Below are 23,290 nucleotides of genomic sequence, written 5' to 3' on the forward strand. Positions count from 1 at the left end.
AGCCTGCGCTGTCGGGTCAAATTTCTTTCATTTTCATGGTGTATCGCTGATGTCTTCACATAAAACCTTAGCTCTCGCCCTGTGCCTGGCCGTGACCGGTTGCGCACAGCACCCTCAGAACGGCTCGGCCGATGGCGGCCATGGCTGGTGGCCCTTCGGCTCCGACAAGGTGGCCGAAAAGGACGTGAAGGATGTGGTCACCGAGAAGGTCGCCCAGGCTGATGCCAAGTCCGAAAGCAGCAGCCGCTGGTGGTGGCCGTTCGGAAACAGCGACAAGGCCCAGAGCCAGGCCCAGGCGGTACCCAAGATCGACGTCAAGGCCACCCAGGCCTGGCTCGACGACTACGAGCCCAAGCTGCGCGAAGCGATCAAGGACAGCAAGTTCGAGCTCGAGCGCCGCGAAGACGTGCTGGTGGTGACCGTACCGGTCGACTCTTCGTACAACCCTGACCGCCCCGCCATGCTGTTGCCGGCCACCCTCGGCCCGATCACGCGCGTGGCCAAGGTGATCGAGACCGACTCCAAGACCGCCGTGCTGGTACTCGGCCATGCCGACAGCAGCGGCGCAGCTGCTGCCAACCAGAAGCTGAGCCAGGAGCGCGCCCAGTCGGTATCGGCGATTTTCCGCCTCAGCGGCCTGCAGCGTGATCGCCTGATGCTGCGTGGTATGGGGTCGGTGGCGCCGCGCGCCGCCAACGACAGTGTGCAGGGCCGCGCCTTGAACCGCCGCGTCGAGCTGCTGTTGACGCCACAGAACACCATGCTGGCGCTGGTGGCCAAGTACCAGCAGCCGACCCCTAGCCCGGCCGAACTGGTTGCCGTGCAGGACGTCAAGGCACCGGTCAAGGCCGCTGCCAAGCCCGCCACCAAACCAGCGGCGAAAGCCACTGCGAAAAAAGCCCCGGCCGCCAAGCCGGTGGCCAAGAAGAAGCCGGCTGCAGCCGCTGCCAAGCCGGCCGCCAAGAAAGCCGCCCCGGCCGCGAAGAAAGTCGTTGCCAGCAGCACCAGCCCTGCGAAGACCAACTGATCGTCAAGGAAACGCAGCATGACCCAGACCCTGGCCGATATGCGCCGCGACTACACTCGCGACGGCCTGACCGAAACCCAGGCGCCGGCAGAGCCGTTCGCGTTGTTTCACCAATGGTTCGAGGATGCCGTCAAGACCGAGCAGCCGCCCGTCGAAGCCAACGCCATGACGTTGGCAACGGTGGACGGCGAGGGGCGTCCGCATTGCCGTATCCTGCTGCTCAAGGGGCTGGATGAGCAGGGCTTCACCTTCTTCACCAACTACGAAAGTGCCAAGGGCCATCACCTGCGCGCCAACCCGTTCGCCGCCATGACCTTCTTCTGGCCCACCCTGGAACGCCAGGTGCGCATCGAAGGCAAGGTGGTGAAGGTCACGGCGCAGGAATCCGATGCGTATTACCAGGTACGCCCGCTGGGTAGCCGCCTGGGCGCCTGGGCATCGCCGCAGAGCCGGGTGATCGCCAACCGTGAAGAGCTGCAGGATCTGGTCAAGGCCACCGAGCAGCGCTTCAGCGATACCCAGCCGCACTGCCCCGAGCACTGGGGTGGCTACCGCCTGCTGCCGGAACGCATCGAGTTCTGGCAGGGCCGCCCGAGCCGCCTGCATGATCGTCTCAACTACCGGCTCAAACAGGGTCTGTGGCTGCGCGAGCGCCTGGCCCCTTAACCGGCGCGGTATTCGGCGGCCGCGCGTTCCAGCCAGGCCGCCAATTCCTTGCGTTTGACCTTTTGCGCCCTGGCGCTGTCCAGACGTTGTAGCATGAAGACGCGTTTGTGCTCGTCGTCCCCGGCCAGCGACAGGGCCAGGTCGCGGTCCATCCAGCGCTTGATGCGTACATACAGCCACCCGTGAAAATACAGACCCGCCAGGGTGGTTACGGCGATGATGAAGTAATCCATGTCTATCCTTGCCTGTTGAGTGTTGGGGTCATGGCGGGGATCAAGTGCCTGTACCGACGCTGAATGGAAGCAATTTTATACACCGTGTGTCGTGACAGTGGTCAACGCGCGGAGTCTAATGACTACCTGTCTTCTGGAGATGATCCTATGCGTAAATCAGTTTTGTTGGTGGCGTCGTTCACCACGATGTCGCTGCTGCTTGGCGGCTGTACCTCCAACCTGACCGGCGATTCCTATTCCCGCGATGAAGCCCGTCGCGTGCAGCAAGTGCGCATGGGTACCATCGAATCGCTGCGTCCGGTCAAGATCGAAGGCACCAAGACCCCGATCGGCGGCGGCGCCGGTGCCATCGTGGGTGGCGTGGCCGGCAGCGCGGTAGGCGGCGGTCGTGGCAGTATCGTCGCGGCAGTCATCGGTGCGGTAGCCGGCGGCCTGGCAGGTTCTGCAGCCGAGGAAGGCCTGACCCGCACCCAGGGTGTGGAAATCACCGTGCGTGAAGACGATGGCAGCATGCGCGCCTATGTCCAGCAGGTTCAGCAGAACGAAATCTTCCGGGTGGGCGAGCGCGTTCGCATCATGACCGTGGATGGCACCAGCCGGGTTTCTCACTGAACCTTGTCCTGCAGCCCTCTGGCTATGAGGGCGTGCAAACAAAACCCCGACTCGGCACCGCCGGTCGGGGTTTTTCATTGCCGGTTCGGCATCAACTGCCGACGGCCTTGCGGCTGGCCATGGCGGTTACCGCGTAGCCGATCACCGCTGCCAGGATGGAACCGGTGAGAATGCCCATGCGGTCCATGCCGGCGTACTCGCTGCTGCCCGGCACGAAGGCCAGCGAGCCGACGAACAGGCTCATGGTGAAGCCGATGCCGCACAGGATCGCCACCCCCAGCACCTGGCCCCAGTTGGCGCCACTGGGCAGGGCGGCCAGACCCAGCTTGATCGCCAGCCAGGTCAGGCCGAACACCCCGACGGTCTTGCCCAGCAGCAGGCCGACCGCGATGCCCATCGGCACATGGTGGGTAAAGCTCTCGGCGGTGACGCCGGCCAGCGACACGCCGGCATTGGCGAATGCGAACAGAGGCAGGATACCGAACGCCACCCAGGGGTGAAGGGCGTGCTCCAGCGCCAGCAGGGGCGACGGCTCGGCGTTGCGAGTGCGCAGCGGGATGGTCAGCGCCAGGGTGACACCGGCCAGCGTGGCATGCACGCCGCTCTTGAGTACGCACACCCACAGGATCAACCCGATCACCATGTACGGCCCCAGCTTCACCACACCCATCCGGTTCATCGCCACCAGCGCTACCAGGCAGGCGGCGGCCAGCATCAGCGACAGGCTGGACAGGGCGCCGGAGTAGAACAGGGCGATGACGATGATCGCGCCCAGGTCGTCGATGATCGCCAGGGTCATCAGGAACAGCTTGAGCGACACCGGTACACGCTTGCCGAGCAGGGCCAGCACGCCGAGGGCGAAGGCGATATCGGTGGCGGTGGGGATCGCCCAGCCGGCCACGGCGGCGGGGTTGTCCTTGTTGAGGAAGTAGTAGATCAGTGCCGGAACCACCATGCCGCCGATGGCGGCTGCGCCGGGCAGCACGATCTGCGAGGGCCTGGACAGGTGGCCGTCGATGATCTCGCGCTTGACCTCCAGGCCGATGAGCAGAAAGAACAGTGCCATCAGGCCGTCGTTGATCCACAGCAGCAGGGGCTTGGCGATTTGCAGCGCGCCCACCTGGGCCACCACGGGCACGTCGAGCAGGCCGTTGTAGAGGTAGGAGAGGGGGGAGTTGTTGATGATCAGCGCAAGGGCAGCCGCGGCAATCAGCAGCAGGCCGCTGGCTGATTCGAGCTGGAAGAAACGCGTGAATGTGCTGCGTAGAGGCAAGGGTGCTCCTCCATCCTGAAATTCGAAGAGGAACACCCTACCCTGTGGGGATATGCTTTAGAACAAAAACTATATTCTTTTTTGTTATATGCTATTGCGGCTTTTCCGCCAGCAAGGCCAACCCCTGCAGGGGCCGATCTTGCCGGCGAAACGGCCCGCAAGCCCTACCTCACGCTTCCAGGTCCAGCCCCAGCATGCTGCGCGCCACTGCCTCGGCCACGCGAATTCCGTCCACGCCCGCCGACAGAATCCCGCCTGCATACCCAGCCCCCTCACCAGCGGGGAACAACCCCTTCAGGTTCAGGCTCTGCAGGCTGGCATCACGGGTGATGCGCAGCGGCGAGGAGGTACGCGTCTCGATGCCGGTCAACACCGCATCGGGCAGGTTGTAACCCTTGATCTGGCGGTCGAACGCCGGCAGTGCCTCACGGATCGCCTCGATGGCGAAGGCCGGCAGGCTCAGCGCCAGGTCGCCCAGGCTCACGCCCGGCTTGTACGAGGGTTCCACGCTGCCCAGGGCGGTGGATGGCTTGCCGGCGACAAAGTCGCCCACCAGTTGCGCCGGTGCCTGGTAGTTGCTGCCACCCAGCTCATAGGCCAGGCTCTCCAGACGTTCCTGCAGTTCGATGCCGGCCAGTGGGCCGCCCGGGTAGTCCTGCTCGGGGGTGATGCCGACCACGATGCCAGAGTTGGCATTGCGCTCGTTGCGCGAGTACTGGCTCATGCCGTTGGTCACCACGCGGCCCGGTTCGCTGGTGGCAGCTACCACCGTGCCGCCCGGGCACATGCAGAAGCTGTACACCGAACGTCCGTTCTTGGCGTGGTACACCAGCTTGTAGTCGGCCGCGCCGAGTTTCGGGTGGCCGGCATACTTGCCCAGACGGGCCTTGTCGATCAGGGTCTGCGGGTGCTCGATGCGAAAGCCGATGGAGAACGGCTTGGCTTCCATGAACACGCCCCGCGCATGCAGCATGCGGAAGGTGTCGCGGGCGCTGTGCCCCAGGGCCAGGATCACGTGGCGCGAATGCAGCTGTTCGCCACTTTCGAGTACCACGCCGGTCAGTTGCTCGCCCTCGCTGATCAGGTCGGTGACCTTCTGCTCGAAACGCACCTCGCCGCCCATGGCTTCGATCTGCTGGCGCATGTTCTCGACCATGCCGGTCAGGCGGAAGGTACCGATGTGCGGCTTGTTGACGTACAGGATCTCGTCCGGCGCACCGGCCTTGACGAACTCGTGCAGCACCTTGCGGCCGTGATGCTTCGGGTCCTTGATCTGGCTGTACAGCTTGCCGTCGGAGAAGGTGCCGGCACCGCCTTCGCCAAACTGCACGTTGGACTCGGGGTTGAGCACGCTCTTGCGCCACAGGCCCCAGGTGTCCTTGGTGCGTTGGCGCACCTCCTTGCCGCGTTCGAGGATGATCGGCTTGAAGCCCATCTGTGCCAGCAGCAGGCCGGCGAAGATCCCGCACGGGCCGAAGCCGACCACTATCGGGCGTTCGGCAAGCTCGGCCGGTGCCTGGCCAACCGGCTTGTAGCTGACGTCCGGGGCCGGGGTGATGTTGTGATCGTCGGCGAACTTCTGCAGCAGCTCAGCTTCGTTGCTGGCTGTCAGGTCGATGGTGTAGATGAACAGCAGTTCGGTGTTCTTCTTGCGCGCATCGTAGCTGCGCTTGAACAGCGTGAAGTCCAGCAGCTGGTCGTCGCTGATCCCCAGGCGCTGCACGATGGCTTCGCGCAGGGCTTCGTCCGGGTGATCCAGCGGCAACTTCAGTTCAGTGATTCGTAGCATGACAGGGTCCAGTATCCCGGCCATCAAAGGGCCGGCGGCTTTGCACAAACCGCCAAGTATAAGCTGTTCGCAGGCGCTTAAGGCAGCTTAAACGCGTGCGGCCGGTCAGTCGTTGCGCGAGCCGCCGTAGTAGCCGCAGCCACGCAGGGTCTGGCCATCGATGCGCAGTTCGGCGCTCAGGTGGCTGACCGCGCCGGTGGCGATGTCCACGCAGCGCTGCGGGGCGACCCACAGGTCGATGCGCTGGCCATTGGCTTCGGTGCTCAGTGACAGGCGCCCGTCGGGCATCTGCTCTTCCAGGTACGGCACCGCCAACGAGGGCTGGCCAGGGCGGTCGAGCACCATGCCCTGGCCGCTGGCCTTGATGTTCCAGTCTGGCTCATGGCCGCTGGCGCGCAGGATCAGGCGCTTGAAGTTCGGGTCGCTGCAGGCGCTGGAGGAGTGCTCGACGCGGTACAGCTGCTGCACGTCGAGCTGGCCATCGTTGCCGGCCTGCTGGCTGCCGGCCAGCTTGCCGCGCACGTCGGCGAACAGGGTGCCGGGGGTTGCCGCCAGTGCCGAAGCTTCCTGCAGCAGGCCGGTGTTGCCGGTGTCGCGGACCACGAAGCGGCGGCTCTCCTCGCACGGCTTGAACAGCAACTGGCCACCAGCGGCGGACAGCTCGCCCTGCAGGCGAGTCATGCCGACGGTGGACACCGTCTCGGGTTTGTCTGCCAGCATCTGGCAACCGGCGAACAGGGGCAGCAGGGCGGCTAACAGCAGCGAAGGGGCGGCACGCATCGGGGGGCTCCAGCATCGGGTCCAGAAAAGTGCCGTCACGTTACGCAGCCTGGGGCGCAATCACAAGGCCCTAGCCCACGTGATAGGTCTGCCCGGTCTGCAGCCCCTCCACGCTCTTGGCGTAGGCCAGCGCCACGTCGGCCGCCGGTACCGGCTTGAAGCCGCGAAAGTAGGGGGCATAGTCGGGCATGGCCTCGAGCAGCACGGTCGGACTGATGGCGTTGACCCGCAGCCCGCGTGGCAGCTCGATGGCGGCGGCGCGCACGAAGGCGTCGATGGCACCGTTGACCAGGCTGGCCGAGGTGCCGGTACGGATCGGGTCGTGGCTGGTGACGCCGGTGGTGAAGGTGAACGAGCCGCCGTCATTGATGAACTCGCGACCGATCAGCAGCAGGTTGACCTGGCCCATCAGCTTGTCGTTCAGGCCCAGGGCAAACCCCTGTTCGTCCAGTTCGTCCAGGGGCGCGAACACCACGTTGCCGGCGGCGCACACCAGGGCATCGAAGCGCCCGGTCTGCTCGAACAGGCGGCGAATAGAGGCACTGTCGCTGATATCGGCCTGCAGGTCGCCGCTGTTGCGACCGACCCGGATCACCTCGTGGCGCTGTTCCAGTTCACGGGCCACGGCCGAACCGATGGTACCGCCGGCGCCGATCAGAATGATTTTCATGGGGCTGTTCCTCGCGTGTGGGGTGAGGTTTCAGTCTAGGGTGGATTTTTGCGTGAATAAGCCTGCTAATAGGCAACCTTTGGTTTTCATGCGGAAACAATCCATGAGCGAGCTGGACGATCTGGCGGCCTTTGCGGTGTTGATGGATGCGGGCAGTTTTACCCTGGCCGCGGAGCAGCTGGGCTGGAGCAAGGGGCAGTTGTCCAAGCGCATCAGCCAGCTGGAGAGCAGCCATTCGGTCAAGCTGCTGCACCGCACCACGCGGCGCCTGAGCCTGACCGCCGCGGGCGCAGCGCTGCTGCCCCAGGCCCAGGCGCTGGTGCGCCAGGTGACCCAGGCGCGCCAGGCGCTGTCGCGGCTCAAGGATGACCTGTCGGGCCCGGTGCGGGTGACGGTGCCGGTGTCGCTGGGTGAAACCTTCTTCGAAGGCCTGCTGCTGGAGCTGGGCAACCAGTACCCGCAGTTGCAGATCGAACTGGAACTGGACAATGCCTACCGCGACCTGCTGCGCGACGGCTTCGACCTGGCCATCCGACAGATCCCGGGCAATGACGAGCGCCTGGTGGCGCGGCCGCTGCTGGCCATGCAGGAGCTGACCTGCGCCAGTCCGGCGTATCTGGAGCGCCACGGCACGCCGACCACGCCGCAGGCGCTGGCCGAGCATCGCTGCCTGCTCAACAGTCATTACAGCGGACGCGAGGAATGGCTGTACCACCAGCAGCATGAATTGCTGCGGGTGCAGGTGGCGGGGAATTTTGCCAGCAATCACTACAGCCTGTTGAAGAAGGCGGTGCTGGTGGGGGCGGGGGTGGCGCGGCTGCCGTCCTACATGTTGCATGCCGAGCTGGCGGACGGGCGCTTGTGCTGGTTGCTGCGCGATTACCAGACACGCAGTACGCCGTTGTTCCTGGTGCACCCGTATCAGGGCGGGATGCCCAAACGCGTGCAGGTGGTGGCCGATTACCTGGTGCGCTGGTTCAAGCGTGGCAGCCAGGCGCTGGGTGCGTTGCCGGTACCGGCCCCTTCACCGACAACGCCGGCTCCTGCACTGTAGGAGCCGGCGTTGCCGGCGAAGGGGCCGTCTGGTTCAGCCCCCCAGGTACGCGTCGCGTACTTTCGGGTCGGTCAGCAGCGCTTCACCGGTGCCCTGCATCACCACCCGGCCGTTCTCCAGCACATAGGCACGGTCGGCGATCTTCAGGGCCTGGTTGGCGTTCTGCTCCACCAGGAACACCGTTACACCATCCTTGCGCAGCTGTTCGATGATGTCGAAGATCTGCTGGATGATGATCGGCGCCAGCCCCAGTGACGGTTCGTCGAGCAGCAACAGCTTGGGCTTGCTCATCAGCGCACGGCCGATGGCGAGCATCTGCTGCTCGCCCCCGGACATGGTGCCGCCACGCTGGCTGAAGCGCTCCTTGAGCCGCGGGAACAGGTGCAGCACCTTGTCCATCTGCTCTTGGTAGTCGCCCTTGTCGGTGAAGAACCCGCCCATGGCCAGGTTCTCCTCCACGGTCAGGCGTGCGAACACGCGCCGACCCTCGGGCACCACGGCAATGCTCTTGCGCATGATCTGCGCCGAACTTTGCCCCACCAGCTCCTCGCCCATGTAGCGGATGCTGCCGCTGTGGGCCTGGGGCGACCCGCACAGGGTCATCAGCAGGGTCGACTTGCCTGCGCCGTTGGCGCCGATCAGGGTGACGATTTCGCCCTGGCGAATCTCCACGTTGACGCTGTGCAGCGCCTGGATCTTGCCGTAGAAGGTGGAAACGTTTTCGAACTGCAGCATTTACGCTTCCCCCAGGTAGGCTTTGATCACTTCGGGGTTGTCCCGGATCTGTTGCGGGGTGCCATCGGCCAGCGGCGTGCCCTGGTTGATCACCACGATATGGTCGGAAATGCTCATGACCAGCTTCATGTCGTGCTCGATCAGCAGCACGGTCACCCCGTGTTCCTCACGCAAGGTGCCGATCAGCGCCTTGAGGTCTTCGGTCTCTTTCGGGTTCAGGCCTGCCGCCGGCTCGTCGAGCATGAGGATCCGCGGGCGGGTCATCATGCAGCGGGCGATTTCCAGCCGGCGTTGCTGACCATAGGCCAGGGTGCCGGCGTTACGGTTGGCGAACTCGACCAGGTCGACCTTTTCCAGCCAGTACTGCGCGTACTCCATCGCCTCGTGCTCGCTGCGACGAAAGCCCGGGGTCTTGAACAGGCCGGCGAAGAAGTTGGTGTTCAGGTGACGGTGCTGGGCGATCAGCAGGTTTTCCAGCGCGGTCATTTCCTTGAACAGGCGCACGTTCTGGAAGGTACGCACCACGCCCTTGCGGGCGATCTCGTGGCCGGCCAGTCCCTGGATGGGCTGGCCGTCGAGCAGGATGCTGCCGCCACTGGGCTTGTAGAAGCCGGTCAGGCAGTTGAACACGGTGGTCTTGCCGGCGCCGTTGGGGCCGATCAGTGCCACCACTTGTTTTTCCTTGACGGACAGGGCCACGCCGTTGACCGCCAACAGGCCGCCGAAGCGCATGCTCAGGCCGCTCACTTGCAGAATTTCGCGGCTCATCGACGCAGCTCCATGTGTGGACGTTGCATAGGCAGCAGGCCCTGCGGACGCCAGATCATCATCAATACCATCAGGGCACCGAACATCAGCATCCGGTATTCACTGAAGTCGCGCATCAGTTCGGGCAGCAGGATCATCACGATGGCCGCGAGGATCACGCCCAGCTGAGAGCCCATGCCGCCGAGCACGACAATGGCGAGGATGATCGCCGACTCGATGAAGGTGAACGACTCCGGCGTCACCAGGCCCTGACGCGCGGCGAAGAAGCTGCCGGCAAAACCGGCGAAGCAGGCACCGAGGGTGAAGGCCGAGAGCTTGATGATGGTCGGGTTCAGGCCCAGCGCACGGCAGGCGATCTCGTCTTCGCGCAGCGCTTCCCAGGCGCGCCCGATCGGCATGCGCAGCAGACGGTTGATCACGAACAGCGCCAGCAGGGCCAGCAGCAGTGCCACCAGGTACAGGAAGATCACCTTGTTGATCGAGTTGTATTCCACCCCGAAGAACTCGTGGAAGGTCTGCATGCCTTCAGCCGCCCTGCGCTCGAAGCTCAGGCCGAAGAACGACGGCTTGGGAATGTTGCTGATGCCGTTCGGGCCGCCGGTGAGGTCGGTCAGGTTACGCAGGAACAGCCGGATGATCTCGCCGAAACCCAGGGTCACGATGGCCAGGTAGTCACCGCGCAGGCGCAGCACCGGGAAGCCCAGCAGGAAGCCGAACGTGGCCGCCATCATCCCCGCGATCGGCAGGCACACCCAGAAGCTCAGGCCGAAGTAGTGCGACAGCAGCGCATAGCTGTAGGCGCCCACGGCGTAGAAGCCCACGTAGCCAAGGTCGAGCAGGCCCGCCAGGCCGACCACGATGTTCAGGCCAAGGCCCAGCATCACGTAGATCAGGATGAGCGTGGCGATGTCGACCGCACCGCGCGAACCGAAGAACGGCCACACCAGGGCAACCGCGATCAGGCCCAGGATGATGTAGCGCTGGGTACGCGGCAGGGTCAGGAAGTTGCTGACCTTGGGCGATATCAGTGCACCCCGGGGGGCGGACCGCATCATCGCGCTCCATTGCTTGTCGAACAGCACGCGCAGGAACATCAGCACCGAGCACACCACAATCACGCTCAGGGCCAGGGGCCCCTGGCCATGCACCTGCAGGCTGATACCGACGATGCTGAGTTTCAGGCCAAGTACCGGGAATGCCACGGCCCAGACCAGCAAGGCGCTGAAAAACGCCGATTTGAGATTTCTGCTCATACTTTCTCGACCTCCGGACGGCCCAGGATGCCGGTCGGACGGAACAACAACACCAGAACCAGAAGACCGAATGCCACCACGTCCTTGTACTGGTCACCGAAGATATCGGCGCCAAAGGCCTCGGTCACGCCCAGCACCAGCCCGCCGAGCATGGCGCCCGGAATGCTGCCGATGCCGCCCAGTACCGCCGCGGTAAAGGCCTTCAGGCCTACCAGGAAGCCGGCGTTGGGGTTGATCACGCCGTACTGCATGCTCAGCAGTACCGCTGCCACGGCCGCCAGGGCCGCACCGATCACGAAGGTCAGGGCGATGATGTTGTTGGTGTTGATACCCAGCAGGTTGGCCATCTTGATGTCTTCGGCACAGGCGCGACAGGCGCGGCCCAGGCGTGAACGCGAGATGAACAGGGTCAGCCCGGTCATGGCCACCAGGGTGACGACGAAGACCAGGATCTGCATGTAGGAAATCAGGACTTCCTCGGCGCCGCCCGGCCCGAAGGAGATGCTCCCCGGAATCAGGTTGGGGATCGACTTGTCCTTGGAATCCTGGGCAAGCAAGACAGTGTTCTGCAGGAAAATCGACATGCCGATGGCAGAGATCAGCGGGATCAGCCGGTTGCTGTTGCGCAAGGGGCGGTAGGCGACCCGTTCGATGCTGTAGCCATAGGCGCTGGTGACCACGATGGTCGCGATGAACGCGGCGGTCATCAGTATCGGCAGTGAGTCGATGCCCATCATGGCCAGCCCGGCAAGGGCGATGAAGGCCACGTAGGAACCGATCATGTACACCTCGCCGTGGGCGAAGTTGATCATTCCAATGATGCCGTAAACCATTGTGTAGCCAATGGCTATCAAGGCATAGGTGCTGCCAATGGTCAGGCCATTAACCAGCTGTTGGAAGAAGTGATAGATCTCAGGCATTACAGCGCTCCTAAAAACCCGATACGCATTTCACTGGTGGGCTTGCGCCCGTCCCGGCTTGTGGTCTGAGGCCACTTCGCACGGGCACTGCCAGCGAACCGCTGGTGACGGTTTTAAGATTTTCAGGTGAACCTGCTCCCGGATCGCGGGAATCAGGCCCATGAACCTCGTAAAACAAAGCCCACTGCTCGCACAGTGGGCTTGTAGTCATGGAGTGACGGGATTACTGAGGGGAAACTTCGGTTTTAGGTTTGCCGAAATGCCATTCGTAGACGACGAACTTGAAGTCCTTCAGGTCGCCGTTCTTGTCATAGGACAAGTCGCCGGTAGGGGTCTTGAAGGTGCCGGTGTGCAGGGCCTGTGCGACCTTGTCGGTGTCTTCGCTCTTGGCCGCCTTGATGCCTTCGGCGATCAGTTCCACCGCCGAGTAGGCCGGGAACACGAACGGACCGCTCGGGTCCTTGCCGTCAGCCTTGATGGCGTCGACGATGGCCTTGTTCGCAGGGTCGGCGTCGAACGACTTGGGCAGGGTTACCAGCAGGCCTTCGGAAGCGCCCTGGGCGATCTGCGAGATCGAGTCGTTGCCAACGCCCTCTGGGCCCATGAACTTGGCCTTCAGGCCTTTTTCCTGAGCCTGGCGCAGGATCAGGCCCAGCTCTGGGTGGTAGCCGCCGTAGTACACGAAGTCGACGTTGGCTTGCTTGAGCTTCTGGATGATCGAGGAGAAGTCCTTGTCGCCGGCGTTCAGGCCTTCGAACACGGCAACCTTGGTGCCTTTGCCTTCCAGGGTCTGCTTGACCGCGGTGGCGATGCCTTCACCGTACTGCTGCTTGTCGTGCAGTACCGCAACCACCTTGGGCTTGACGTGGTCGGCGATGTAGTTGCCGGCGGCCGGGCCCTGGGCGCTGTCCAGGCCGATGGTACGGAAGATCAGCTTGTAGCCGCGGGAGGTGATTTCCGGGCTGGTGGCAGCCGGGGTGATCATGATCACGCCTTCATCTTCATAGATGTCGGACGCTGGTTGAGTGGAGCTGGAGCACAGGTGGCCGACCACGAACTTGACGCCATCGTTGACCACTTTGTTGGCGACTGCCACGGCCTGTTTAGGGTCGCAGGCGTCGTCGTATTCCTTGGCTTCGAGCATCTTGCCGTCAACGCCGCCCTTGGCGTTGATGTCCTTGATGGCCTGTTTTGCACCGATGAACTGCATGTCACCGTATTGAGTAACCGGACCGGTCTTCGGGCCGGCGATGCCGATCTTGATGGTATCGGCGGCAACTGCATGGCTGGCAACCCCGGCCAGAACCATTGCGGCGAACAGCTTGGAAATCTGCTTACTCATAGTGCTCCACTCATTCTGTTGTAATTTTTATAGTCCTGGTGCCCAGGGCTACGGACCGGGATACCGTGACGGCCACGCCGTCCCGCCTTTCCCGTGTTCCCCCGCAAAATGCCCTGGCAACTGTACCGGTACAGTGTAGAGCGCCGCTTGATCGATTGAAAAGCGGGCTTTTCGGGGCAAAATCCGGGGGTGTCGCCTAATCGACAGAAAGTTACATAAAGGCGCCGCCAATTTGCCAGCATGCTGCGGCGGGGCGTGATCTTCATGGCCTTGTCGATCAATTACTTATTTGAAACTGGGTTTTTCTGCAAAAATAGCGACCTTTCAGTGGTCGAATTATTTCTGGTAGGAACCCATGACAGATCAACCAAGCACCCTCTATGCCAAATTGCTCGGCGAGACTGCAATCATCGAGTGGAAAGCGCTGGAGCGTTTTTGGGCCAAGGGTGACCTGATTTGGGTCGACCCGTCGCTGGACCTGATCGAGGTGGCGTCGGCAATGGCCGAAAACCGCAGTGAAACCGTGGAAAAATGGCGAAATGATGGCACGGTCGTGCCGGTGACTGCCGAGCAGGCGCTAGACCTTTCGCACACGATTGCGCCGATCTGGGCAGTGGTGGTTTCGCCGTTTATCGTGATTCAGAAAAAGTCCGCGCCCTGATCTGGTGCGCAAAAACGAACAGCCGGAAGATTTTGGTGCGCGAGGGCGTTCAGGCGGGGTGGTTGTTGGTAACAGTGGGGCAGGGGTTCAAAAAACGCGGTAACAGTTCTTGCCTCATCGCGGGTCAAGCCCGCTCCCACAGGTTGGTGGAGACCTTGGTGGGAGCGGGCTTGACCCGCGATGGCCGCAAAGCCGCCGCGCAGATTACTCGTAGTCTGTCTTGCCCGTATGGCTGTTGAGCGAAATCACCCGCGTCTTGCCGATGCGGTGACGGTAGATCTCGCGCAGGTACTTCACCGCCTTCTTCACGCACTCGCGTGACAGGCGGATATCGTTGATCGACACGAACTTGCTCTTGTCGTTGATCAGCTCGCGGTACTTCTTCTCGTACATCGGCTTGATCGCGTACCAGTTGGTATCGAGGATCTTGGCCGGGTTCTCGAACTCGTTGAGCAGGTCGTCGATACGGTCCTCGTCGAACTCCTCACGGGTGATGAAGTCGAGGATGGCGTTGTCCAGCGTGTCGTCGAAACGGTACGGGGTGCGCGCGAAACAGCGCTTGATGAACGCCACGATCAGGGTCAGGAAGTCGTCCGACAGGCACGGGCTCTTGGCGATCAGGGTGGTCAGCGACAGGTTGGCCGAGGCGCCGATCACCAGCGCGTAGCGCTTGAGCGTGGTGTTGGGGAACAGGCTGTTGAGGTGGGTCTTGAGCCGGTTCAGGTCCATGTACGAGAGCTTGTAGTCCTTGGGCAGGGACACGATCGACACCACCGACGAGCAGTTCTTGAAGAAGTGCAGGTCATGCAGCGCCGCGGCGTCGTAGCCGGAGGTCTTGTACTGCTCCAGGGCCGCGCGATAGCGCTTGGACTCGATCGGCAGCAGGCTGATGCCCTCGATCGCCTGGGTCACCTTGTTGAAGTGCGGCAGGTCGATGGAGCGGAAGAACAGGTCGTCGATGTTGAGCTGCGGCTTCTCTTTCTCGAACACCTTGAACTTGTCGTTGCCTGGTGTCGGCTGCTCGGGCACTACCGATTCGGCGTAGGCGATGGCCACCGGGCCGGCCAGGCTCATGAACAGGTCGTTGGCATCCAGGCGGATGGTCTCGCCGATGTCGATGCCCGCGCGCCGGAAGTAGTTCTGGTCGTAGTCGGTGGTCACCGCCTGGGCGGTGAGGATGTTGAAGATCTGCTGCGAGATGTACTGGTTGGCGTGCTTCTCCATGGCATTGACGTCAATGTCCTGGATGTTGCCGTCATCGTTCTCCTCGGCATAGCGCATGATGTCGTTGGAGATCAGCATCATCGCGTTCCACGGACGGATACGCCCCATCACGCTGGCTTCGCTGCTGTCCTCGTTGTCGAAGTTGTACGAGAAGTCCCATTCCTCCGACAGGTACTTGCACAGCAGGCGGCCGGCGTTGATGTGCAGTGCCTCGGACATCTCGCTGCGGTGATCGGAGATGTTCGGCAGCACGCAGATGCCGCTGGTGAAGATCGGCTCGAAGACGAAGGAGTGCCCGCTCTTGGTGTCGTTCTCGTCGGCCGGCTTGGTGTCGAACGTCTTGTTCATGTACGAGAACTGCTGGGCCAGGCCGAACTCCGAAGCCATGCCCGAGCCGGTACCGCCACCGGCGCTGAAGATGTAGAAGTACAGGCGCGACTGGTTGGCCTTGATGCCGCACGAGTCGATCAGGTACGAGTGGATCAGCTTCCAGTCGGCACTGGAGAAGCGCTGGGTTTCCTTGTTGAGGATGATCTTGGCCAGGTACTGGCCCAGGATCGGCGCGTTGCCGGCGCCGCCCGCATGCACCTCGGACAGGTCCATGATCTTCATCTTGCTGTAGTCGCGCAGAAAGCCGCTCTTCTCGCCCTTGCGCGAAAAACGGATGCGCCCGGCGATGTCCTTGTCCAGGTCGCCCAGCATCACCAGCGGTTCCACCAGGAACACCGGCTTGGCGCCCTTGTTCTGCACCAGGCGCAGGTTGTTGCGGATCCAGCGGCCCGGGCTGTAGGGCTGCTCGCCGGCGTGGCGGTCTTCGTTGTTGAATTCGTTGAGGTAGAAGGTGCGGGCGTTGTACACCAGCTCCGCCACATCCAGGGCAATGTTCGAACCGCAACGACCCAGGCCGATCAGGCACACCGAAGGGAACTGCTGGTCCAGGCGCAACTGGGTGTCATCTTCGACATGCACACTGGGCGGGAACACCAGGTCGCGCAGGCCGTCGAGGTTGTCCAGGATGCGCTGGATATCGGTCTCGGTGTAATACAGGTACTGCTGCGGCGTAGCCGCGCGCGGGCTGTAGTATTCTCGAGGCGCCGGGGCGGTGAGCGCGGTGGAGGATGACATCAGCTCGGAAACCGCGGTGGCAGAAGTATTCTTTGAGGTCATTTTGCGCCATTTGCCTGGGTGGACGGCTGGTAAAAGTCGATATCATCGAGCCATCACGGGATAAGTTTCGCGACTGTATCAGTGCGCCTTTGGCGTGAGCGATAGGGTCCTGCCCTATAACCCTCTAAGGGTTTTCCTGTCACGTCTGAGAACTGAATCGTCCGCATCGCCAACTTCTTTAATTTGCCAGGAGCTGTCATGAGCATTGCACTACCTTCGCTGGGGTTCGCCGGTATCGGTCTGATGGGATTGCCCATGTGTCGGCGCCTGCTGGCGGCCGGTTTTCCGTTGACCGTGTGGAACCGTTCATCGGACAAGTGCGCGCCACTGGTGGCCGCCGGGGCGAGCCAGGCGAACAGCCCGGCAGAGCTCTGCGCGGCGGCGGACGTGGTGATGCTGTGCCTGGCCGACACCCAGGTGGTGCACGAGGTGGTGTTCGGTGACGACGGTATCGCCGCAGGCGGCGCGGCCGGGCAGCTGCTGGTGGATTTTTCCAGCCTGGAGCCCGGCGCCACGCGGCAAATGGCCGCACAGCTGAGGCAGGCCTGCGGCATGCACTGGCTGGATGCACCGGTGTCGGGCGGCACCCCGGGCGCCGAGGCCGGCAGCCTGGCGATCATGGTCGGCGGCGAGGCGGCCGATCTTGAGCGGGTGCGCCCGGTGCTCCAGGTGCTGGGGCAGCGGGTCACGCACATGGGTGCGGTGGGGGCAGGGCAGGTGACCAAGGCCTGCAACCAGATGATCGTGGCCTGTAACGCACTGGTGATTGCCGAGGTGGTGGCCCTGGCCGAACAGTCAGGGGTAGATGCCAGCCTGATCGCCGAAGCCCTGGCAGGCGGTTTCGCCGATTCCAGGCCGTTGCAGATCCTGGCCCCGCAAATGGCCGAGCAGCGTTACGAGCCGGTGAAGTGGCACGTGCGCACCTTGCTCAAGGACCTGGATACGGCGGTCAAGTTTTCCCGCGAGCAGGGCTCGGCCACCCCGATCAGCGGCCTGGCGGCGCAGCTGATGCGCTTGCACGGCAGCCAGGGTTACCTGGAAAAGGATCCCGCAACCCTGGTCGAGCTGTTTCGCCGCAAGCCATAGGCAGGTCGCTGCACTGGTTGAGGCTGCCGAGCACCGCGTGCAGCTCGCCCATCGGTACCGGGCGGCTGAACAGGTAGCCCTGCAGAAAGTCGCAGCCCTGCTGGCGCAGGAACTGGTACTGCTCGACGGTTTCCACTCCCTCGGTCACCACCTTCAGGTGCAGGGTGTGGGCCATGATGATGATGGCCTGCACGATGTCCATGTCCTGCTCGGAGTGGGGGATGTCCTGGATGAACGAGCGGTCGATCTTCAGCGTGTCCAGCGGCAGGCGCTTGAGGTAGGCCAGCGATGAGTAGCCGGTGCCGAAGTCGTCGATCGAGAGTGAAACGCCCTTGGCCCGGATACGCTTGAGCAGGGCGATGGTGTTGTGGATGTTGCCCATCAGCGCGTTTTCGGTCACCTCCATTTCCAGGCGCCAGGCCGGCAGCCCCGCGCTGAACAGCGCATCTTCCACTTCGCTGACGAGTTCTTCGCGGCCCAGGGTCAGCGCCGAGCAGTTGACGGTGACCTTGAGTTGGTCGAAGCCATGGCGGCTCAACTGCGCCAGGTCCTGGCAGGCGCGGCGCAACACCCACAGGTCGAGCTCGCCGATCAGGCCGTTGGCTTCGGCAATGCCGATGAAGCGGTCGGGGCTGAGCAGGCCGTGCTGCGGGTGCTGCCAGCGGATCAGCGCTTCGAGCTTGGCCACCTGGCCGCTGGCCAGGTCGAAGATCGGCTGGTAGTGGATGCGCAGCCCGCGCTCTTCGAGCAGGGCCACGCGCAGCTCCTCCTCCAGTTGCAGCTCCAGGGTGGCGCGGGTTTTCAGGTTGCTGCTGAAGAAGTTCAGGTTGTTGCGCCCGCAGCCCTTGGACTGATACAGCGCCAGGTCCGCGTGCTTGAGCAGCTCGTCGCAGCTTTCGCCATCGTCGGGGAACACGCTGATGCCGATGCTGGTGGTCATCACCATGCGCCGGCCGCTCAGGTCGATCGGTTCCTTGACCTTGTGCATGATGCGCTGCGCCAGGTGGCGGGCCTCGTCGCGGTTGTGCAGGCCGATCAGAATGCAGAACTCGTCGCCGCCGAAGCGGGCCACCACGTCGTGGCTGCGGGTGGCGCTCTTGATCTGCGCGGCGATCACCTGCAGCAACTGGTCCCCCGCGTCATGGCCCAGGCTGTCATTGATGCGCTTGAAGTGGTCGATGTCCAGGAACATCACCGCCAGCATGCCGCCGCTGGCCGCCTGTTCGGCCAGGCGCTCGGCGAACAGCTGGTTGAAACCGCGACGGTTGACCAGGTTGGTCAGTGCATCGTAGTGCGCCGCCTGTTGCAGCGAGACCCGTGCCTGGTCCAGCTGGCTGAGCAGCATGTTGACCCGACGCAGGTCGTGCTCCTTGCTCTGCAGCTTCTTGTCCGACAGGGCGGCGCTGATGCAACTGGCGCTGATCAGCAGGGCGACGAAGGCGATGGCCAGGCTCAGGTGCAGGCTGTTGTCGGTGATCGGCAACTGCAGCGGCGCGTCCACGGGCAGTACCAGGGTCAGGGCCCACATGCCGGTGAAATGGGTAGCAATGATGCCGGTGGCCATCACCAGGCTGGCGACGTACCTGGGCCAGTTGCTGTGGGCTGGGCGGTAGCGGGTCAGCAGCAACGCCAGCAGGCTGACGCCGAAGGCGACCACCACCGAACTTGCCAGCAGGTCGGCGCGGTAGAACTGCGAGGCGTTGGAGCGCATGGCTGCCATGCCGGTGTAATGCATGGCGCCGATGCCCAGGCCGATGGCGATGGCCGCCAGCACATGCTGGTGCAGGCGCGGCTGGGGTGTGCCGAGCAGGTTCATCGCACTCCAGGCGGCGAGCAGCATCAGCAGCAGCGATACGGCCGTCAGGGCCAGGTCGTAGTGCACCTCGAGGGGGGCCTGGAAGGCGAGCATGCCGATGAAGTGCATGCCCCACACGCTGCAGGCCAGGCAGAAGGTGCCGAGCAGGCGCCATTGACGTTGGGCGGCGCTGTGCTCGGCATTGCCCACGCGTTCGATGATGTCGAAGGTGGCGAAACTGCCCGCGCAGGCGACCAGGTAGGCAAGTGCCACCAGGTAAGGGTTGTGCCGGCAATCGAGAAGCAATTGTCCGGTTGCGGGAAGTTCGGCGAGTACATGCAGCCCCTGCCACTCCATAGCATGCCTCTTGGTCCGGTGTGCACGCGGCCTCCAGCGGGGTGGAGACGGTTTTGGCTGAGTATAGGAAGAGAGCATTAACCCATCGGGATTAATGGCAGATTGACTTGTATGGATTGGAGATTGGGGCGATAGCGTTTGGTTCTAAAACCGGGTCGCGCCCTTCGCCGGCAAGCCGGCTCCTGCATCGATCGTGCAGGAGCCGGCCAGTGGGTCAGCCGGCGACCAGTACCCGAATTGCCTCAAGGCGCAGTGCGGCCTTCTCCAGCATCGCCAGGCCCTGCTCGCGTTGCGCACGCAAGGCCTGGATTTCGGTGTCGCGCACGGTCGGGTTGACCGCCTGCAACGCGGTCAGGCGCGCCAGTTCTTCATCGGTTTCGGCTGCCAGGCGGCGCTGCGCCTCGGCCACACGCTCGGCGTGGCGCGGCATGATCTTGGCCTCGCCGGCATTGATGCGCGGGGTCAGGACATCGCGCTGGGCCTGGATGAACTTGTTGGCGCTGGCCTTGGGCACGCTTTCGAGCTGGTCGTTGAGGGTCTCAAACGACACCCGCGCCGCCAGGTCGTTGCCGTTGGTGTCGAGCAGGCAGCGCAGCGCTGCCGGCGGCAGGTAGCGGCCCAGTTGCAGGGCGCGCGGGGCGACCACTTCGCTGACGTACAGCAGTTCGAGCAGCACGGTGCCCGGCTTGAGCGCCTTGTTCTTGATCAGCGCCACCGCGGTATTGCCCATCGAGCCGCTGAGCACCAGGTCCATGCCGCCCTGCACCATGGGGTGTTCCCAGGTGATGAACTGCATGTCCTCGCGCGACAGCGCCTGGTTGCGGTCGTAGGTGATGGTCACGCCTTCGTCGTCGCCCAGCGGGAAGCTGGCGTCGAGCATCTTCTCGCTCGGCTTGAGGATCAGGGCGTTTTCCGAGTGGTCCTCGCTGTCGATACCGAAGGCGTCGAACAGGGTTTCCATGTAGATCGGCAGGGCGAACTGGTCGTCCTGCTCGAGGATCGCCTCCACCAGCGCCTGGCCTTCGCCGGCACCACCGGAGTTGAGCTCCAGCAGGCGGTCGCGGCCGCTGTGCAGCTCCGACTCCAGGCGCTGGCGCTCGGCGCAGGCTTCGTTGACCAGCGCTTCCCATTCGCCGTCGTCGCCGCTTTCCAGCAGCGGCAGCAGGCGCGGGCCGAACTGGTGCTGCAGGGCGTTGCCGGTAGGGCAGGTATTGAGGAAGGCATTGAGTGCCTGGTGATACCACTGGAACAGGCGCTCCTGCGGGCTGTTCTGCAGGTGCGGCACATGCAGCTCGATGGTGTGCTTCTGGCCGATACGGTCCAGGCGGCCGATGCGCTGTTCCAGCAGGTCGGGGTGGGCCGGCAGGTCGAACAGCACCAGGTGGTGGGCGAACTGGAAGTTGCGGCCTTCGCTGCCGATTTCCGAGCAGATCAGCACCTGCGCGCCGAACTCTTCGTCGGCAAAGTAGGCGGCGGCGCGGTCGCGCTCCAGGATGCTCATGCCCTCATGGAACACCGTGGCCGGAATGCCCGAGCGCACGCGCAGGGCGTCTTCCAGGTCCATCGCGGTTTCGGCGTGGGCGCAGATCACCAGCACCTTGACCCGCTTGAGCATCTTGAGGGTGTCGATCAGCCATTCGACCCGTGGGTCGAAGCGCCACCAGCGGCTCTCTTCGTCGCTGTCGCCCTGGGCCTGGAAGCTGACTTCCGGGTACAGGTCGGCATGCTCGCCCACCGGCAGTTCCATGTACTCGTCGGGGCACGGCAGCGGGTAGGCGTGCAGCTGGCGCTGCGGGAAGCCCTGCACCGCAGCGCGGGTGTTGCGAAACAGCACGCGGCCGGTGCCGTGGCGGTCCAGCAGCTCGCGGATCAGGCGTGCGCTGGCCTGGGTGTCGCCATCGTTGACTGCGGCCAGCAGCGCCTCGCCTTCGGCACCCAGGAAGCCCTGGATGGTGGCGTGGGCCTTGGGCGACAGGCGGCCTTCATCGAGCAGCTCCTGCACCGCCTCGGCCACCGGGCGATAGTTGTCGCTCTCGGCGCGGAACGCGGCCAGGTCGTGGAAACGGTTGGGGTCGAGCAGGCGCAGGCGTGCGAAGTGGCTGTCCTGGCCCAGTTGCTCGGGGGTGGCGGTCAGCAGCAGTACGCCGGGGATGACCTCGGCCAGTTGCTCGACCAGCGCGTACTCCGGGCTGACCTGGTCTTCGTGCCACACCAGGTGGTGCGCCTCGTCGACCACCAGCAGGTCCCAGCCGGCGGCGAACAGCGCGTCCTGGGCCTTTTCATCCTCGGTCAGCCACTCCAGCGCCACCAGCGCCAGTTGCGCATCCTCGAACGGGTTGCTGGCATCGCTTTCGATGAAGCGCTCGGCGTCGAACAGTGCCACCTGCAGGTTGAAACGGCGGCGCATTTCCACCAGCCACTGGTGCTGCAGGTTCTCCGGCACCAGGATCAGCACGCGGCTGGCGCGACCCGTGAGCAGCTGGCGATGGATCACCAGGCCGGCTTCGATGGTCTTGCCCAGGCCCACTTCGTCGGCCAGCAGTACGCGCGGGGCGATACGGTCGGCCACTTCGCGGGCAATGTGCAACTGGTGGGCGATCGGCTGGGCACGGGTGCCGCCCAGGCCCCACAGCGACGACTGCAACTGGCGGCTGGTGTGTTCCAGGGTGTTGTAGCGCAGCGAGAACCACGCCAGCGGGTCGATCTGCCCGGCGAACAGGCGGTCGCTGGCCAGGCGGAACTGGATGAAGTTCGACAGCTGGGTTTCAGGCAGGGTGCAGGCCTGGTTCTGGGCATCGAGGCCGTGGTAGACCATCAGGCCGTCGATGACCTCGACTTCGCGCACGGTCAGCTTCCAGCCTTCGAAGTGGGTGATCTGGTCGCCCGGCGAGAAACGCACGCGGGTCAGGGGCGCATTGCGCAGGGAGTACTGGCGGGTGTCGCCAGTGGCCGGGTAGAGCACGGTCAACAAGCGGCCGTCCTGTGCCAGAACGGTCCCTAGACCCAGCTCGGCTTCGCTGTCGCTGATCCAGCGTTGCCCCGGTTGATACTGCTGCGCCATACTGCCTGACTCCCGCCATTCAAAAGGCGACTATCTTAACGGATAGGGCTGCACAGACCAAAGCGTCTGGCGATTTCATCGACGAAAGCCGTCTTTGCCACCACAGGCCTCGACCCATGCTCCGACACCCTCTGCTGTCCCTCCCGTTACGCCACTGCATCGTACTGGCCAGCCTGGCCTCGCTCGGCGCCTGCGACCAGCAGGGTTTCGAACTGCTGCCACCACTGGAGCCCCCGGCGCTGGCGGCGCTGGGCGTGCAGGTGCCGGTGCAGAACGTGCACTTTCGCGACCGCGATGGCGAGGCGGTGCTGGTGCTCAGCCGTCTGGACGACCAGGTCAGCGACGAGGAAACCCAGCAGGAGGTCGACCGGGTGGTGCTCACCGCCACCCTGTATGGCCGCAGCCACGACGCCCAAACCTACAAGGCGCGCTGGACCATCGAGAATGAAACCACCTGCCCGGGGCTGGACCTGGACGTGGGCTTCTATACCGACGTCAGCGGCGCCAGCGACCTGAACAACGATGGTGTGGCCGAACTGACCGTTGCCAGCCATTCCTTTTGCGGCGGCGGTGTCGACCCGCAGGACCTGCATGTGGAACTGCGCGAAGGGGCCGCCAGCTACGTGATCAACGGCCAGTCGTTGATCGCCCCGGAAGGCGAGGATGCCTTTGGTGGTGAACGCGAAGACGGCCCCACCCTCAAGGACGCACCGCCGGTGCTGCGCGAACACCTGGAGAAGGTCTGGAACAGCGTGCTCAAGCGCCCGTGGAGCGAAGCGGCGCCCGAACCGGACGATGACGACCCCGATCAGTAGGG

Annotated in this window: 20 protein-coding genes; 7 read left to right on the top strand and 13 right to left on the bottom strand. The window is 63.9% G+C overall.

Annotated features, from left to right (window positions below; translation table 11 throughout):
- Positions 1-49 precede the first annotated feature (49 nt).
- Together ACPRTJ_RS16595 and pdxH are read left to right on the top strand one after the other, a co-directional pair.
- Positions 50-1,027: an OmpA family protein gene (locus ACPRTJ_RS16595; protein ID WP_054914729.1), complete on the top strand. Its 978-nt coding sequence runs from the start codon at positions 50-52 to the stop codon at positions 1,025-1,027.
- A gap of 18 nt (positions 1,028-1,045) precedes the next feature.
- Positions 1,046-1,693: a pyridoxamine 5'-phosphate oxidase gene (pdxH, locus tag ACPRTJ_RS16600; protein ID WP_043862620.1), complete on the top strand. Its 648-nt coding sequence runs from the start codon at positions 1,046-1,048 to the stop codon at positions 1,691-1,693.
- Here pdxH and ACPRTJ_RS16605 read toward each other — a convergent pair.
- A complete protein-coding gene (locus ACPRTJ_RS16605) occupies positions 1,690-1,926 on the bottom strand; it encodes a hypothetical protein (RefSeq protein WP_043862619.1) in 237 nt (78 codons plus the stop codon). The two genes, pdxH and ACPRTJ_RS16605, sit on opposite strands and share 4 nt — an antisense overlap.
- Positions 1,927-2,073: 147 nt before the next feature.
- On the opposite strand from ACPRTJ_RS16605, the gene ACPRTJ_RS16610 reads away from it, so the two are divergent.
- Complete coding sequence (locus ACPRTJ_RS16610) at positions 2,074-2,538, top strand: glycine zipper 2TM domain-containing protein (protein WP_043862618.1); 465 nt, start codon at positions 2,074-2,076, stop codon at positions 2,536-2,538.
- Positions 2,539-2,629: 91 nt separating this feature from the next.
- Here the strand turns inward: ACPRTJ_RS16610 and nhaA are convergent, their stop codons facing one another.
- The 4 genes from nhaA to ACPRTJ_RS16630 all read right to left on the bottom strand — a co-directional run bounded on the left by nhaA (position 2,630) and on the right by ACPRTJ_RS16630 (position 7,050).
- On the bottom strand, positions 2,630-3,811 hold the full coding sequence (gene nhaA / locus ACPRTJ_RS16615; protein WP_078480555.1) for a Na+/H+ antiporter NhaA: 1,182 nt from the start codon (positions 3,809-3,811) through the stop codon (positions 2,630-2,632).
- Between the two features lie 169 nt (positions 3,812-3,980).
- The gene (locus ACPRTJ_RS16620; protein ID WP_043862616.1) at positions 3,981-5,600 is read right to left on the bottom strand and encodes an NAD(P)/FAD-dependent oxidoreductase; all 1,620 of its coding nucleotides are present in this window, start codon (positions 5,598-5,600) and stop codon (positions 3,981-3,983) included.
- Positions 5,601-5,705: 105 nt separating this feature from the next.
- Positions 5,706-6,380, bottom strand: a complete 675-nt coding sequence (locus tag ACPRTJ_RS16625) for a COG3650 family protein (protein WP_043862615.1) — start codon at positions 6,378-6,380, stop codon at positions 5,706-5,708.
- A gap of 70 nt (positions 6,381-6,450) precedes the next feature.
- Entirely contained in the window at positions 6,451-7,050 is a 600-nt protein-coding gene (locus tag ACPRTJ_RS16630; protein WP_043862614.1) for a short chain dehydrogenase, read from the bottom strand.
- 103 nt (positions 7,051-7,153) lie between these two features.
- Between ACPRTJ_RS16630 and ACPRTJ_RS16635 the strand changes: the two genes are divergently transcribed.
- A complete protein-coding gene (locus ACPRTJ_RS16635; RefSeq protein WP_043862613.1) occupies positions 7,154-8,104 on the top strand; it encodes a LysR family transcriptional regulator in 951 nt (316 codons plus the stop codon).
- 33 nt (positions 8,105-8,137) lie between these two features.
- On the opposite strand, the gene ACPRTJ_RS16640 is transcribed toward ACPRTJ_RS16635, so the two are convergent.
- The 5 genes from ACPRTJ_RS16640 to ACPRTJ_RS16660 form a co-directional block, all read right to left on the bottom strand.
- Positions 8,138-8,839 carry an ABC transporter ATP-binding protein gene (locus ACPRTJ_RS16640; protein WP_043862612.1) on the bottom strand — a complete coding sequence of 234 codons (702 nt, stop codon included), beginning with the start codon at positions 8,837-8,839 and terminating at the stop codon, positions 8,138-8,140.
- Positions 8,840-9,607, bottom strand: a complete 768-nt coding sequence (gene livG / locus ACPRTJ_RS16645; protein ID WP_054914726.1) for a high-affinity branched-chain amino acid ABC transporter ATP-binding protein LivG — start codon at positions 9,605-9,607, stop codon at positions 8,840-8,842. It abuts the gene before it with no gap.
- Positions 9,604-10,860 carry a high-affinity branched-chain amino acid ABC transporter permease LivM gene (locus tag ACPRTJ_RS16650; protein ID WP_043862610.1) on the bottom strand — a complete coding sequence of 419 codons (1,257 nt, stop codon included), beginning with the start codon at positions 10,858-10,860 and terminating at the stop codon, positions 9,604-9,606. The genes livG and ACPRTJ_RS16650 overlap by 4 nt, the downstream gene beginning before the upstream one ends.
- Positions 10,857-11,780, bottom strand: a complete 924-nt coding sequence (gene livH / locus ACPRTJ_RS16655; RefSeq protein ID WP_426427126.1) for a high-affinity branched-chain amino acid ABC transporter permease LivH — start codon at positions 11,778-11,780, stop codon at positions 10,857-10,859. Before livH ends, ACPRTJ_RS16650 begins: the two co-directional genes overlap by 4 nt.
- 223 nt (positions 11,781-12,003) lie before the next feature.
- The gene (locus ACPRTJ_RS16660; protein ID WP_043862608.1) at positions 12,004-13,122 is read right to left on the bottom strand and encodes a branched-chain amino acid ABC transporter substrate-binding protein; all 1,119 of its coding nucleotides are present in this window, start codon (positions 13,120-13,122) and stop codon (positions 12,004-12,006) included.
- 355 nt (positions 13,123-13,477) lie between these two features.
- Between ACPRTJ_RS16660 and ACPRTJ_RS16665 the strand changes: the two genes are divergently transcribed.
- Positions 13,478-13,783 (top strand): DUF2288 domain-containing protein, encoded by a 306-nt coding sequence (locus ACPRTJ_RS16665; protein ID WP_043862607.1) that lies wholly within the window; start codon positions 13,478-13,480, stop codon positions 13,781-13,783.
- A 204-nt stretch (positions 13,784-13,987) separates the two neighbouring features.
- Here ACPRTJ_RS16665 and ACPRTJ_RS16670 read toward each other — a convergent pair whose 3' ends face one another.
- Positions 13,988-16,174 (bottom strand): hypothetical protein, encoded by a 2,187-nt coding sequence (locus ACPRTJ_RS16670; RefSeq protein WP_054914724.1) that lies wholly within the window; start codon positions 16,172-16,174, stop codon positions 13,988-13,990.
- 198 nt (positions 16,175-16,372) lie between these two features.
- Here ACPRTJ_RS16670 and ACPRTJ_RS16675 point away from each other — a divergent pair, with 198 nt between their 5' ends.
- Complete coding sequence (locus tag ACPRTJ_RS16675) at positions 16,373-17,260, top strand: NAD(P)-dependent oxidoreductase (RefSeq protein ID WP_043862605.1); 888 nt, start codon at positions 16,373-16,375, stop codon at positions 17,258-17,260.
- Here ACPRTJ_RS16675 and ACPRTJ_RS16680 read toward each other — a convergent pair.
- Positions 17,160-19,412 (bottom strand): putative bifunctional diguanylate cyclase/phosphodiesterase, encoded by a 2,253-nt coding sequence (locus tag ACPRTJ_RS16680; protein WP_426427127.1) that lies wholly within the window; start codon positions 19,410-19,412, stop codon positions 17,160-17,162. The genes ACPRTJ_RS16675 and ACPRTJ_RS16680 overlap by 101 nt on opposite strands.
- 214 nt (positions 19,413-19,626) lie before the next feature.
- The gene (gene rapA, locus ACPRTJ_RS16685; protein ID WP_054914722.1) at positions 19,627-22,473 is read right to left on the bottom strand and encodes an RNA polymerase-associated protein RapA; all 2,847 of its coding nucleotides are present in this window, start codon (positions 22,471-22,473) and stop codon (positions 19,627-19,629) included.
- Positions 22,474-22,589: 116 nt separating this feature from the next.
- Here rapA and ACPRTJ_RS16690 point away from each other — a divergent pair, with 116 nt between their 5' ends.
- Positions 22,590-23,288: a M949_RS01915 family surface polysaccharide biosynthesis protein gene (locus ACPRTJ_RS16690; RefSeq protein ID WP_058540983.1), complete on the top strand. Its 699-nt coding sequence runs from the start codon at positions 22,590-22,592 to the stop codon at positions 23,286-23,288.
- Positions 23,289-23,290 lie beyond the last annotated feature (2 nt).

The sequence above is a fragment of the Pseudomonas palmensis genome (assembly GCF_049942755.1).
GTDB lineage: Bacteria > Pseudomonadota > Gammaproteobacteria > Pseudomonadales > Pseudomonadaceae > Aquipseudomonas > Aquipseudomonas palmensis.

Excerpts from the sequence above, each read along its gene's own strand:
- ACPRTJ_RS16595 (WP_054914729.1), top strand. The coding sequence starts at position 50 with ATGTCTTCACATAAAACCTTAGCTCTCGCCCTGTGCCTGGCCGTGACC.
- pdxH (WP_043862620.1), top strand. The coding sequence starts at position 1,046 with ATGACCCAGACCCTGGCCGATATGCGCCGCGACTACACTCGCGACGGC.
- ACPRTJ_RS16605 (WP_043862619.1), bottom strand. The coding sequence starts at position 1,926 with ATGGATTACTTCATCATCGCCGTAACCACCCTGGCGGGTCTGTATTTT.
- ACPRTJ_RS16610 (WP_043862618.1), top strand. The coding sequence starts at position 2,074 with ATGCGTAAATCAGTTTTGTTGGTGGCGTCGTTCACCACGATGTCGCTG.
- ACPRTJ_RS16620 (WP_043862616.1), bottom strand. The coding sequence starts at position 5,600 with ATGCTACGAATCACTGAACTGAAGTTGCCGCTGGATCACCCGGACGAA.
- ACPRTJ_RS16625 (WP_043862615.1), bottom strand. The coding sequence starts at position 6,380 with ATGCGTGCCGCCCCTTCGCTGCTGTTAGCCGCCCTGCTGCCCCTGTTC.
- ACPRTJ_RS16630 (WP_043862614.1), bottom strand. The coding sequence starts at position 7,050 with ATGAAAATCATTCTGATCGGCGCCGGCGGTACCATCGGTTCGGCCGTG.
- ACPRTJ_RS16635 (WP_043862613.1), top strand. The coding sequence starts at position 7,154 with ATGAGCGAGCTGGACGATCTGGCGGCCTTTGCGGTGTTGATGGATGCG.
- ACPRTJ_RS16640 (WP_043862612.1), bottom strand. The coding sequence starts at position 8,839 with ATGCTGCAGTTCGAAAACGTTTCCACCTTCTACGGCAAGATCCAGGCG.
- livG (WP_054914726.1), bottom strand. The coding sequence starts at position 9,607 with ATGAGCCGCGAAATTCTGCAAGTGAGCGGCCTGAGCATGCGCTTCGGC.
- ACPRTJ_RS16650 (WP_043862610.1), bottom strand. The coding sequence starts at position 10,860 with ATGAGCAGAAATCTCAAATCGGCGTTTTTCAGCGCCTTGCTGGTCTGG.
- livH (WP_426427126.1), bottom strand. The coding sequence starts at position 11,780 with ATGCCTGAGATCTATCACTTCTTCCAACAGCTGGTTAATGGCCTGACC.
- ACPRTJ_RS16660 (WP_043862608.1), bottom strand. The coding sequence starts at position 13,122 with ATGAGTAAGCAGATTTCCAAGCTGTTCGCCGCAATGGTTCTGGCCGGG.
- ACPRTJ_RS16665 (WP_043862607.1), top strand. The coding sequence starts at position 13,478 with ATGACAGATCAACCAAGCACCCTCTATGCCAAATTGCTCGGCGAGACT.
- ACPRTJ_RS16670 (WP_054914724.1), bottom strand. The coding sequence starts at position 16,174 with ATGACCTCAAAGAATACTTCTGCCACCGCGGTTTCCGAGCTGATGTCA.
- ACPRTJ_RS16675 (WP_043862605.1), top strand. The coding sequence starts at position 16,373 with ATGAGCATTGCACTACCTTCGCTGGGGTTCGCCGGTATCGGTCTGATG.
- ACPRTJ_RS16680 (WP_426427127.1), bottom strand. The coding sequence starts at position 19,412 with ATGGAGTGGCAGGGGCTGCATGTACTCGCCGAACTTCCCGCAACCGGA.
- rapA (WP_054914722.1), bottom strand. The coding sequence starts at position 22,473 with ATGGCGCAGCAGTATCAACCGGGGCAACGCTGGATCAGCGACAGCGAA.
- ACPRTJ_RS16690 (WP_058540983.1), top strand. The coding sequence starts at position 22,590 with ATGCTCCGACACCCTCTGCTGTCCCTCCCGTTACGCCACTGCATCGTA.